This is a genomic window from Hydrogenovibrio kuenenii DSM 12350 (assembly GCF_000526715.1).
Lineage (GTDB): Bacteria > Pseudomonadota > Gammaproteobacteria > Thiomicrospirales > Thiomicrospiraceae > Hydrogenovibrio > Hydrogenovibrio kuenenii.
This window is the reverse complement of sequence record NZ_JAGP01000001.1, coordinates 1,681,686-1,694,009: the sequence shown is the minus strand read 5'-3', so window position 1 is coordinate 1,694,009 and position 12,324 is coordinate 1,681,686. Positions and strand designations below refer to the sequence as shown.

General features: G+C 41.8%; 6 protein-coding genes, 2 tRNA genes and 1 rRNA gene. 8 read left to right on the top strand and 1 reads right to left on the bottom strand.

Annotation, left to right across the window (positions count from 1 at the left end):
* The first annotated feature begins 9 nt into the window (after nucleotides 1-9).
* Nucleotides 10-2,796, top strand: a complete 2,787-nt coding sequence (locus N745_RS0108060; RefSeq protein WP_024851612.1) for an FAD-binding and (Fe-S)-binding domain-containing protein — start codon at nucleotides 10-12, stop codon at nucleotides 2,794-2,796.
* A 49-nt stretch (nucleotides 2,797-2,845) separates the two neighbouring features.
* Here the strand turns inward: N745_RS0108060 and N745_RS0108055 are convergent, their stop codons facing one another.
* Nucleotides 2,846-3,322: a hypothetical protein gene (locus N745_RS0108055; protein WP_211239101.1), complete on the bottom strand. Its 477-nt coding sequence runs from the start codon at nucleotides 3,320-3,322 to the stop codon at nucleotides 2,846-2,848.
* A gap of 46 nt (nucleotides 3,323-3,368) precedes the next feature.
* Between N745_RS0108055 and N745_RS0108050 the strand changes: the two genes are divergently transcribed.
* The 7 genes from N745_RS0108050 (at nucleotide 3,369) to N745_RS0108020 (ending at nucleotide 11,881) form a co-directional block, all read left to right on the top strand.
* Nucleotides 3,369-3,737 carry a diacylglycerol kinase gene (locus N745_RS0108050; protein WP_024851610.1) on the top strand — a complete coding sequence of 123 codons (369 nt, stop codon included), beginning with the start codon at nucleotides 3,369-3,371 and terminating at the stop codon, nucleotides 3,735-3,737.
* Nucleotides 3,734-4,336: a Maf family protein gene (locus N745_RS0108045; RefSeq protein ID WP_024851609.1), complete on the top strand. Its 603-nt coding sequence runs from the start codon at nucleotides 3,734-3,736 to the stop codon at nucleotides 4,334-4,336. The genes N745_RS0108050 and N745_RS0108045 overlap by 4 nt, the downstream gene beginning before the upstream one ends.
* Before the next feature lie 42 nt (nucleotides 4,337-4,378).
* On the top strand, nucleotides 4,379-5,851 hold the full coding sequence (gene rng, locus N745_RS0108040; RefSeq protein ID WP_024851608.1) for a ribonuclease G: 1,473 nt from the start codon (nucleotides 4,379-4,381) through the stop codon (nucleotides 5,849-5,851).
* Nucleotides 5,852-5,875: 24 nt separating this feature from the next.
* A complete protein-coding gene (locus N745_RS0108035) occupies nucleotides 5,876-9,730 on the top strand; it encodes a YhdP family phospholipid transporter (RefSeq protein ID WP_024851607.1) in 3,855 nt (1,284 codons plus the stop codon).
* Nucleotides 9,731-10,104: 374 nt separating this feature from the next.
* A 16S ribosomal RNA gene (locus tag N745_RS0108030) occupies nucleotides 10,105-11,648 on the top strand.
* Between the two features lie 73 nt (nucleotides 11,649-11,721).
* Nucleotides 11,722-11,798 (top strand) — tRNA-Ile (locus N745_RS0108025).
* Between the two features lie 7 nt (nucleotides 11,799-11,805).
* Nucleotides 11,806-11,881, top strand: a tRNA-Ala gene (locus N745_RS0108020).
* Nucleotides 11,882-12,324 lie beyond the last annotated feature (443 nt).

The following is a 12,324-nucleotide window of genomic DNA, read 5'->3' as shown; positions in this document are numbered from 1 at the left end:
CACCGGAATATGCCCTCTCAAAAAAACACTGCAGCAAAGTTAGTGACGGATGCTTCTGTCTTTGAATTTCCTCTAACAAAATGGCTGTCGCCTAAATCATTGCCTGAGCTGGTTCATGCATGTCGTCAAGCATTTTCAAGTAATCAGTCCATGACCATGCGTGCTGGCGGAACATCTCTCGGTGGGCAAGCCATTGGTTCAGAAGTTTTAATCGACGTTTCCAAACACCTAACGCAAATTCTAGACTACCGACCTGAAAGAAAAGAAATTGTTGTTGAACCCGGTGTGATTCAAGATGATTTGAATGCTTTCGTAAAAGCCGACGGTCTTCGTTTTGCTCCCGATACTTCAACTTCCAATCGTGCCATGATTGGTGGGATGATTGGCAATAACTCCTGCGGCTCTTATTCTATTTTTTATGGTACGACCCGTGAACATGTGAAGTCGGTTGAAGTGATTCTGTCCGATGGCACCGAGACTGTGTTTGAAGATTTACCATTAGAGGAGTTGGCGCATAAACAAACGCTGGATAATTTGGAAGGTGAAATTTATCGGGGTGTTGTGTCCATGCTTGAAGATCATGGCGATGCTATTCTTGAGAATTTTCCTGACGCGAGTATTAAACGCCGTAATACCGGTTATGCGTTAGATGAATTGTACCGACACCACCAACCTTTTAATCCGCAGGGTAAACCCTTTAATTTAACCCCCCTTATTTGCGGAAGTGAGGGAACGCTTGCGGTTGTAAAATCTGCCAGGCTGGGGTTGGTAGAAGCTCCCAAGTATCGGCAGTTGATTTGTGCGCATTATCATTCGGTGCAAGAAGCTTTGCAGGTAGTGCCCGAGTTTTTACAGTTTCATCCTGCGGCAATTGAATTGATTGATCGTCCAACATTGGAAGGCACTTTAGACAACAAAGCATTACAGTCCAATCGTTTTTGGATTCAAGATGACCCTGCGGCCGTATTGGTAGTCGAGTTGTTTGATGACTCGCACGAAAGTTTAATCGCTCGTTTACGCATTTGTCAGGCTTGGTTGGCAGACAAAGGCGCTTATGCTGCCCCGGTTATCGATGCGGACGACAGTGATAAGGTTTGGAGTATTCGTAAAGCAGGTTTAGGTCTGTTGATGGGGAAAGTAACCCGTCAAAAAGCGGTTGCGGTGATTGAAGATGCTTCTGTACCCGTTAATAAACTGCCAGATTATTATCGAGATGTAGAGCTGATGATGGCGGACTTGGGGGTGAGTTGCATCTATTACGGTCATGCGTCTGTTGGTTTGATTCATATTCGCCCCGAGTTGGATTTGGCGACGGAAAAGGGTAAACAGCTCTTTCAGGAGATTGCCGTTCGCAATGCCAAGTTGGTTAAAACTTATCGTGGCGCCATTTCCGGTGAGCATGGCGATGGGCGTATTCGCGCTCCTTATATCAAAGAACAGGTCGGTGAAACGGTTTATCAATGTTTGGTTGATTTAAAGCATTTGTTTGACCCAAATAACTTGCTCAATCCTGGCGTGATTATTGGCGATATGCCGATTACGCAAAACTTGCGTGCAGATCGTCAGCCGCAACAACAGTTGTTAACAGGTTTTGATTGGTCTAAGGATTTGTCGCTGATGGATGCGGTGGAAAAATGTAATGGTGCAGCCGCTTGTCGTAAATCGACAGGAACCATGTGCCCCTCTTATCAAGCGACTCGAGAAGAAAATTACTCAACGCGCGGGCGTAGCAATTTATTACGTTTTGCATTGACCGAACCGAACCCAACAGAAGCCTTATCCAATCAAGAGCTGCAAGATGCGCTGGAAATGTGTCTTGGCTGTAAGGCTTGCCATTCTGAGTGCCCGGCCAATGTCGATATGGCACGACTAAAAGCTGAGGTTTTGTATCAAACAGGGAAAGCGAGTTTGTCACGTTTTGCGTTAAAGCACTATGGTCGATTGATGCAACTCGGCAGTCTGTTGCCAAGCTTCTATAACCGGATTCAACGTTTTGGTTGGCTAAAGCGGTCAATGAACGTGGATATTCGCAGGCAGCTTCCCAAGTTGTCTAGCATGGAGCTTGGTCGCTGGTATAAGACTTTAAATCCTTCTCAAGGTAATAAACAACGCATTTGGCTACTGTGTGATGTGTACAGTCGATACCAAGAAGCCGAAGTTGGGCAGGCAGCGATTCTTACTTTGCAAAAGCTAGGCTGTGATGTGCAACCGATTTTCTTAGACGCTTCGCCCAGAGCGTTAATTAGTCAAGGGCTATTGGATGAAGCTCGGCAGGCGTTAACCAAAATTCAGCGGCAGTTAGCACAAATATCTGAAAACGACTGGGTGGTCGGTATTGAGCCTTCAGAAGTATTGGTTTGGCGGGATGAAGCGCCAGCTTTATTGAAAGGCGCAACCCCAGCCTGGCAGATTTTATTATTCGAGGAAGCGATTTTAAAACTGGGCGAAAAAATGGAACTCCCTTTTCATTCATTGACGGAAAAGGTGAAAGTTCATACGCATTGTCATCAAAAATCCTTGGCGAAAGAAGCCGATGTTGCTAAAGCATTGCAGTTGATTCCGGGTCTTGAGGTTGAGCGTATTGCTTCAGGATGTTGCGGCATGTCTGGTGAGTTTGGTTATCGTCATTATGACGTGTCCAAAAAGATTGCGGAGCAGGGTTTATTGCCGGCAGTAGAGATGCAAGACGATGCTTTGATTGTTGCGACAGGAACCAGCTGTCGTCATCAGCTGGATGATTTTTCCACCAAGCAGAGTCTGCACTCGGCACAGGTGTTTTTAAAAGCGTTAAGTTAGTCAGGACACTGACAAATTGTGAAAATCTGCCAGGCTGGGGTGGTTTGGTCTAAGCGTAAAAGTCGGCAAGTAACTCTTTAAGCTTGTGTGGCATATCAGAATTGCGCGTTAAATTCTCCTTACACCAAATGGCTTCAGGCCAAGCCTCGTCTTGAGGTTTTCTAAAAACTAAGTGGATGTGGTAATAGGGCAATTTGTTACCTATCTTTGCCACATTAAAATGTTCTGCAAGCCCTTTTGATTTTAGATATTCTGCCACGCGATAGATTTCAGCATAGAGGTTCGCAGCGTAATCGACATCTGTCAAACTGCGATTGGGAATAAATTGCAGCCAGGGAATGTCAGTTTCCTCACACATCAGAGAATAGTTTTCCGTTTGGTAGAGAAATTTATTTTCATATAAGTGTTCTAGGTTCTGAGGTGAGTGATCTTGAATGATTATGTCCATGAAGTATGCCAATTGAGTTGCGTAAATTAATGCTTTCTCCGATTTTTTGTCATCTATAACAGGTAGAATAGATGACATTTCGCATCTTACTGGCTTTAATGAAAATTGTAAAAAGGATTCTTTTGTGAAATCCCCTTATAAAGGTATCAAACGAATTTTGTTTGCGGGCAAAAACTCTTTGAATGGTTTGGTTTCTACGTATCGTGAAGAAGAAGCTTTTAGGCAGGAAGTTTGGTTGTTTGTTGCGTTAACACCAGTTGCTTTCTGGTTAGGTAAAACTGCATGGGATATTGCAATACTGCTCGGTGTTCTGGTTTTTGTTATGCTGGTGGAGCTACTTAATTCAGCTTTAGAAACGGCGGTTGATAGAATAGGTGAAGAATACAATGAGCTTTCTGGTCGAGCAAAAGATCAGGCTTCCGCAGCAGTACTATTGAGTTTTGTTATCGCAATCGGGGTGTGGGGTGGCTTCCTATTGGAAAGGTTTTTATGAGTTCAATCGTACCAAATCATAACAAACTGTTTTTGTCATCTAATTCGCCAAGGCGACTTGAGCTTATCAAGCAGCTGGGACTTACTTGTGAAGTAGTTAATGCGCCAGTTGAAGAGGTAGGTTTACCTGGTGAACCTGCAGAATCTTATGTATTAAGAATGGCAGTAGAAAAAGCCATATCTGGCTACAATAAGCTAGCGGGTGATGATATATGGGTCATTGGTGGCGATACGCTCATCTATTTTGAAGGCAAAGTGCTTGAAAAGCCAAGAAATGAGACCGATTCTTATAGAATGTTGCGAAAGCTCTCAAATAATACGCATCAAGTCTTTTCGGCCGTAGCAGTGATGCATGATGGTGCCGTATTTTCCGATGTAAGTAAGACTCAAGTTACTTTTAGGGCGTTAAGTGATGCTGAAATCCAGGCCTATTGGCAAACAGGTGAACCTGTCGACAAAGCGGGTGCTTATGCCATTCAAGGTATGGGTGCGCGTTTTATCAAAAGTATAGAGGGCAGTTATTCCGCGGTGATGGGGTTGCCATTATATGAATTGGATCAGTTATTGATGGAATCTAGTTTTTACCAACCAAGCAAATAAGTTGATTAATCGATGATAAAAAACCATACAGTTAAAACCATTATGTCAAATGAAGAAAAGATTTTGGTTAACGTGACACCCTACGAAACGCGAGTGGCTTGGGTTGAAAATGGCGTTTTACAAGAAGTCTGGGTTGAACGAGCCAATAAGAAAGGGTTAGTTGGTAATATTTATATTGGTAAGGTAGACCGTGTATTACCTGGTATGCAAGCAGCGTTTGTGAATATAGGGCTTGAGCGTACGGCATTTTTACATGTGTCAGATGTTTGCCCCAGTGCAATAGGGAAAACGGTTGAACCTGATTGTGAAGACATAACCAAGTTTCTACACGCTGGGCAGAAAGTGATGGTGCAGGTGGTCAAAGACCCTATTAGTTCTAAAGGCGCACGCTTGACCATGAATGTTACTATACCATCAAGAATGCTTGTATATATGCCAAGTGAAAAGATGGTTGGCGTATCGCAAAAAATAGAAGATTCTGAGGAACGAGAGCGTTTAAGAGAATTGATTAAGTCTATGCCGGAAACAACGGAATCTGAAGGTGGTTTTATCGTTCGTACCGTTGCGGAAGGTGTCGACTTTCATGAAATGCGCGCAGATTTGATCTATCTGCAAAAACTCTGGGGTGTCATTCAAGAAAAAGCAAAAAAAGTTAGAGTATCTGCATTGGTATATGAAGATTTGCCTTTGTATCTTCATTTGTTAAGAGATATTCCGAGTGAACGCATAGAAGAAATCAGAGTCGATTCCTTGGAGACTTTCAAAAAGATGAAGGAATTTGCGGAATCTTATGTGATGGAGCTGTCCAATAAACTCTATCACTATCAGGGTGAGCGTCCGATTCTAGATGTTTATAGTATTGAAGACGAGGTTCAGCAGGCATTAGAAAAGCGTGTGAACTTAAAGTCAGGTGGTTATTTGATTATTGATCAGACAGAAGCCATGACGACTATTGATGTCAATACAGGTGGTTTTGTAGGACATAAAAATCTTGAAGAAACTATTTTCAGAACTAATTTAGAGGCAACGCAAGCCATTGCTAGACAGTTACGCCTTAGAAATTTGGGCGGTATTATTATCCTTGATTTGATTGATATGGATGTTGAAGAGCATAAAAAAGCTGTTTATGCCTCTTTGCAGAAAGAGTTGTCGAAAGATCGGGTCAAAACCTCAATGAGTGAGATTTCTTCTCTTGGTTTGATTGAAATGACGCGTAAGCGCACCCGAGAGAGTTTGGAACGAACTTTGTGTGAACCTTGTGCTGTCTGTCATGGAAGAGGGTCTGTTAAAACGGCTGAGACGATTTCATTTGAAATCTTCCGTGAAATAACCCGTATGGCAAAGCAGTTTGATGCTGAAAAATACCGCGTCATTGCAGCGGAGTCTGTGGTGTCTTATATTTTGGATGAAGCGTCAACCCGAGTGGCAGAGCTTGAAAGTTTTTTGCAAAAAAGTATTCGTTTTCAAGCCGAAAGCGGATATTTTGTCGAACAGTTTGATGTGGTGATGTCTTAGCTCACCATGAGTAGGTAGTTTTAGATGCGTGATTGGTTTTACAGAATATCTCTCCTTGTAGTTGGGATATTTGTTGCCTATTTAATTGTTTTTAGAGGTTTTATTACCTGGGTTCAGTATGCGCCTAATACAGCGATTTCTTTTGTAGAGTCGGTTACACATTCTAAAATTCATGTAGGTTCTATCCGTGCAAATCAAACTTGGCTGGGGGTAAACTTTGATGTTAGGGATGTGCAGTACGATGATGGCTCTAATCGTTTAGTGTTGCAAAAACTAAGTGGAGATTTTAACCTGTTTTCTCCCTGGGTTCCTCAGCTTAAATATGGACAAAGGCTTGAAATTTCAGGCCTGACCGCTGATTTAAAAAGCCAGACAACGCCTAGTCTTCAATCTGAAGATTTCACAAATTTTTCTGACAGAGTTAAGGATTGGCACTTACAAAAGCTCTGGAAGTCCATCAAGATTGATGACACAAAATTAACCTTTCACCAAGCCAAGCCTTTTAGTGTTGGTATTAAGTTGTTTCAATCTTTTTTTGGTCTCAAATGGACGTTTGTTGGTTTGGTTGAGGTTGTCACTGATGAAGAAATTGAAAATCAACTTCAAATCAAAGGCGATTTTGCGACGAACTTGTGGAGCTTGCCTGAATCAGGTAGTGGTTCTGTTTCTATCTTAAAGCCCGTTCGTTTGCATGATATTTATCATTTTTTATCAGATAAAGTTGTGGCGAGATTGCCTACGGGCGAGCTTATTGGTGATGTACGTTTTAGATTAAAACAAGGAAAGCTTACTCATTTAAGAACTTATGCAACGGTACAAGATTTAGTATGGCCTGCCCATGATCGGTTGCTACCGAAAAGTATTGGCTTAACCTTGAAGTTAAAATCACGCAATAGCTCTTTTGGTAGAAGTTATGCAGACTGGATGTTTGAGCTCGAAAAATTGCGTTTTGACGACCAATATATTCAAACTATTTCTCCTATTTATTTAAGTCTAACAAAAAACCAAAATTTATCCTTTAGTGCGCAAAAGTTTAAATTACATGAAATAAAACCCTTATTTGATGTTGCGTTACATAGCGTTGAGTATCAAGGAGTTGGTAAAGAGCTTAAAGAATTGGAACTTCAGAAAGTTGCAGGCGTTTTTAACTTAAAAGAAGTCTCTCTCTCTAAACTAACCTTCCAATTGCCAAGCTTTAGGCTTGAACCTCAAGAAGCTATTCCAGGGTTAATGATAAAAGGACTTAGCTTTAATAAAGAAAAAAATAGGGTTCAGATCCGGGTTGCCGATCCAATTGAACTAACCTCCAAATATATTAAATCTGAACCAATCCGTTTTGTCTTTCCAAATACGATTCATTTAGAGACAAAAGTAGGTGTTGAGAAAGTTTGGAAATTAACAAAAACTAAATTTACGGTTGATGATATGCCAGCAACAATATTGGCATCTGGTTTGTCGGGTGGTGGCGTCGATGCAAATTTAACCATTGTTCCGGGTACGGTTAAAAAAGTTAAGGCTTATTTACCCTATTCCATTATGTCAAAACCTTTAGAAAAGTGGCTGAAAGAAGCTTTAGTAGCGGGTGATGATGTTCATGGTACTGCTCACTTTAAAGGCAAGTTTAAAGATTTTCCTTTTAAAAACGGGGCAGGTTTCTTTAAAGCAGAGGCTTACGTAAAAAATACGGAGCTAAAATTCCAACCGAATTGGCCTGCGGTAAAGAATTTTGCCGCAAAGCTTGAATTTACTCCTTATGACCTAAAAATATCTTCACCCAAAGCGCAGCTAATGAATGTAGGTGTTTCTGATATAAGGGTTGATATTAATCAGCTTGACACCAAAAATATAGCTGTGAACATTGCAGGTAAAGCACAGTCCGATGCTCAGGATGTTCTTAATTTTATCCAGCAAACACCTTTAGCAACCAAACTGGGGGTAAAACAGTTTTTAGGGTCGCAGTTAGTGAGCCATGGAAATGTTTCTGTAGATCTAAAAAAGATTTGGGTGCCAGTTTACGGTTATGCAAAAAAATCTGAGTCCGTAAATGGAACGGTGCAGTTAAATAATGTAGACGCTACGTTATTTGATCAATTAGCGTTGAATAAGTTGAATGGTGAACTGGTATTCAACGAGAAAAAAGTTTCTTCTAAAAAGCCAATTACAGGCCATTTTTTATCAGGTGACTTGAGTGCAGAGGTGCAAACAAATCAGCATCAAGTAATTATTTCATCGAGTGGGAATGCACAGCCTGATAATCAATATATGCAAGGGGATTTTCCTTGGCATATACAAGTTAACGTGCCTTTGAAGAAAGAGCAGCCGGTAAAAATAGCGATTGGAAGTGATATGGCAAATGTCAAAAGCCGAATGCCAGCGCCATTTGATCAATTTGTATTAGACTCCAAACATAAATCTAATTTTATTTTAGATATGAATGTTCAAAAAAATAATGTGCAGGCTAGAGGGAGTATTGGTGGGCTCGCAAATTTTTATACTGACTGGAATACGGATAAGTCCACGCCTAAAAATTTGAAACTGATCTTGGGAGATAAAACAGAAGGGTTTCCATTGCCCTTTAAGGGCTATAGTGTTCAAGGGCAAGTGGACATGTTTGATGTTGATGGTTGGAATCATTTGTTGGCGCAAACCGTACATTCTGAAAAGCCTTCCGACAAAGTTTTGTGGAAAGCATCTAGTTTAAATGTTGGAAAGCTAAAGCTTGGCGGTCATGTATTTAATCATGTCTTCATGAACTGGGATTCTGTAAAAAGGCCAAGCCAAAAGGAAAGGTATTTAGCCTTTAAGCTCAAGGCTGATGAGACATCTTTAGTTTTGACAAAATCTGATTCGGATGCGTTTAATGTCAATCTCTCCTTTTTAAAGCTAGGTGATGCAAAAAAAGAAAAGCCTAAGAGTGTTGTTGTTTTAAAGAAGAAAGCACCTGCTGAGATTAAGTCAAAAAGTGATGTGGAGCCAACCTGCGCAGCCCATGAAAATCCTATCAATCTACCAAAAATCCATTTTACCGGAAATAATATTCAATTGGATGGGCGGCGTATTTCAAAGCTGAGTTTTAAACTGTCAGACAGTGATAAAGAGATCGTGTTATCAGACCTCAATGCCAAGTTTTCCCGATTACATGCATCTTTAACCGGCAAGTACCGATACGATAAACAAAAGAATTTAAGTTATTTAGATGGCGGTATTCAAGCTAGTAATGTAGAGCAGTTATCCGAACTTTTGGGTGTTCACAAAGGTTTTAAAGGAAAAGATGGTCGCTTAAATATGAACTTGAGTTGGTCAGGTGCTTATGACTGTTATTCACCAATTAGTATAAAAGGCAAGGTTGATTTCTCGTTAAAGGATGGCGTTATTGTTAATGCTGAACCTGGTATAGCGCGTGTACTTGGGTTGCTAAGTTTTCAATCTTTAGCACGAAGGTTAAAGCTTGATATGACAGATGTCACTGATAAAGGTCTTGTTTATGACTCTATATCGGGTGAAGGAGAATTTGATAGAGGAGTCTTTGATCTTCGAAAACTTCATTTAAAGGCACCTGCCGCATCAGCAAGTGTGTTTGGACAAATCAATCTTATTCAAAAAGATATGTCTCTTAAGGCCGAAATTACGCCAGCAATTGGTGAAAGTATTCCTGCACTAGTCGCGTTAAGTGGTTTTGCAACGCCTCTTGCAGGTTTAGCAGCCTATGCTTTACTTAAAGCAGTGCCGATTGTTAATCAAGACTTGGTGACCTATCGTTATGAAGTGACGGGGGGCTTTGATAAACCTCTTATTAAAGATAAAGGACTCAATCTTGATTTGATTAAGTTAAAAGGTCAATCTTCAACACAAGAAAACCCATTGTTGGAAAGCCAGTAAAAACAACAGGTTGGAGTTTCTGGATTGGAATGTGTAGAAAAAAATAACTTTTTTCTAAAATTAGGCTTGCAAAACCAGTGGGAATGTTTAAAATACGCATCTCTTTCGAACAACAACTCAGGTTTTCTTCGGAAGTTAGCAAGGATGTCCAAGATATTTTTGCAAGACTTAGTTCTTTAAAAATCAGGTAATACAGAGATAATTTATGTGGGAGCTGCTTAAGTAAGTGGTGACTAAAATCATAAATATCTCGATAACTATGTATATGGTTAATTATTGAATACTTAGGTATTTAATAATACATGTACCTTGTTAATTTCGAGTGTTTAATTTGTATTTGCAGAAAAGCAAACCAAAAAACAAGTCAAGAGATTAAACTGAAGAGTTTGATCCTGGCTCAGAATGAACGCTGGCGGCAGGCTTAACACATGCAAGTCGAACGGTAACAGAAGAAAGCTTGCTTTCTTGCTGACGAGTGGCGGACGGGTGAGTAATGCTTGGGAATCTGCCCTTTAGTTGGGGACAACATATGGAAACGTATGCTAATACCGAATGTGATCTACGGATTAAAGGTGCCCTCTCCTTGGAAGGTATCGCTAAAGGATGAGCCCAAGTTAGATTAGCTAGTTGGTAGGGTAAAGGCCTACCAAGGCGACGATCTATAGCTGGTTTGAGAGGATGATCAGCCACACTGGGACTGAGACACGGCCCAGACTCCTACGGGAGGCAGCAGTGGGGAATATTGCACAATGAGGGAAACCTTGATGCAGCCATGCCGCGTGTGTGAAGAAGGCCCGAGGGTTGTAAAGCACTTTCAATTGTGAGGAAAGCTAAGTAGCTAATAACTGCTTAGTGTGACGTTAGCATTAGAAGAAGCACCGGCTAACTCTGTGCCAGCAGCCGCGGTAATACAGAGGGTGCAAGCGTTATTCGGAATTACTGGGCGTAAAGCGCGCGTAGGCGGACTGTTAAGTCGGTTGTGAAAGCCCTGGGCTCAACCTAGGAATTGCATCCGATACTGGCAATCTAGAGTTTAAGAGAGGGAAGGGGAATTCCAGGTGTAGCAGTGAAATGCGTAGATATCTGGAGGAACATCAGTGGCGAAGGCGCCTTCCTGGCTTAAAACTGACGCTGAGGTGCGAAAGCGTGGGTAGCGAACGGGATTAGATACCCCGGTAGTCCACGCCGTAAACGATGTCAACTAGCTGTTGGTCTTATTAAAAAGATTAGTAGCGTAGCTAACGCGATAAGTTGACCGCCTGGGGAGTACGGTCGCAAGATTAAAACTCAAAGGAATTGACGGGGGCCCGCACAAGCGGTGGAGCATGTGGTTTAATTCGATGCAACGCGAAGAACCTTACCATCCCTTGACATGTAGAGAACTTTCTAGAGATAGATTGGTGCCTTCGGGAACTCTAACACAGGTGCTGCATGGCTGTCGTCAGCTCGTGTCGTGAGATGTTGGGTTAAGTCCCGCAACGAGCGCAACCCTTATCATTAGTTGCTACCATTTAGTTGAGAACTCTAATGAGACTGCCGGTGATAAACCGGAGGAAGGCGGGGACGACGTCAAGTCATCATGGCCCTTATGGGATGGGCTACACACGTGCTACAATGGGGGGTACAAAGAGCAGCCAACTGGCGACAGTGCGCAAATCTCAGAAAACCCTTCGTAGTCCGGATCGGAGTCTGCAACTCGACTCCGTGAAGTCGGAATCGCTAGTAATCGTGAATCAGAATGTCACGGTGAATACGTTCCCGGGCCTTGTACACACCGCCCGTCACACCATGGGAGTGGGTTGCAAAAGAAGTAGGTAGTCTAACCTTCGGGAGGGCGCTTACCACTTTGTGATTCATGACTGGGGTGAAGTCGTAACAAGGTAGCCGTAGGGGAACCTGCGGCTGGATCACCTCCTTTAAGAAAAAAGTGACCGCGAGCTTAAGTTAGCTTCCACATAAATTGTCTCTGTATTACTAGAAGAAAAAGACCTGGGTCTGTAGCTCAGTTGGTTAGAGCGCACCCCTGATAAGGGTGAGGTCGGTGGTTCAAATCCACCCAGACCCACCATGACTTTGGGGCTATAGCTCAGCTGGGAGAGCGCCTGCCTTGCACGCAGGAGGTCTGCGGTTCGATCCCGCATAGCTCCACCAATATTCCGGTGAATGGTTTTTGTTTTTAATTTAAAAAAACAGAAGTTATTAGCAGTGATATTGGTAACGATATAACTGAAGAAGTTCTTTAACAATTTGGATCAATCTCAAATTAATTGAGAGAAAAAGAAAGCTTTAAAGGCATTGCCAATAAAGTAATCGGATTCTCAATATTAAGCAAAGAGAAGTTTATGACACCGACATGTCATAAACAGTATAAATGAGTCTCCAACTCATTTATACATAGTAATAGACGTCAATGGCGTAAGCCATTGGCATCTAGGTAACAATGTATCTTACATTGAGTCAATTTTGAAAGTTTACTCAAGCGAGAACATGTCAGCGAAAAACTTTTAGTTACAAGCAATTCATTAGGCTTTGATTGAAGAAGTTCTGGATTTTTAATAACTTTAGCAAGTTATTAGAGAGTTGAAGGGATGGGC

Excerpts from the sequence above, each read along its gene's own strand:
- rng (WP_024851608.1), top strand. The coding sequence starts at position 4,379 with ATGTCAAATGAAGAAAAGATTTTGGTTAACGTGACACCCTACGAAACG.
- N745_RS0108060 (WP_024851612.1), top strand. The coding sequence starts at position 10 with ATGCCCTCTCAAAAAAACACTGCAGCAAAGTTAGTGACGGATGCTTCT.
- N745_RS0108045 (WP_024851609.1), top strand. The coding sequence starts at position 3,734 with ATGAGTTCAATCGTACCAAATCATAACAAACTGTTTTTGTCATCTAAT.
- N745_RS0108035 (WP_024851607.1), top strand. The coding sequence starts at position 5,876 with ATGCGTGATTGGTTTTACAGAATATCTCTCCTTGTAGTTGGGATATTT.
- N745_RS0108055 (WP_211239101.1), bottom strand. The coding sequence starts at position 3,322 with ATGTCATCTATTCTACCTGTTATAGATGACAAAAAATCGGAGAAAGCA.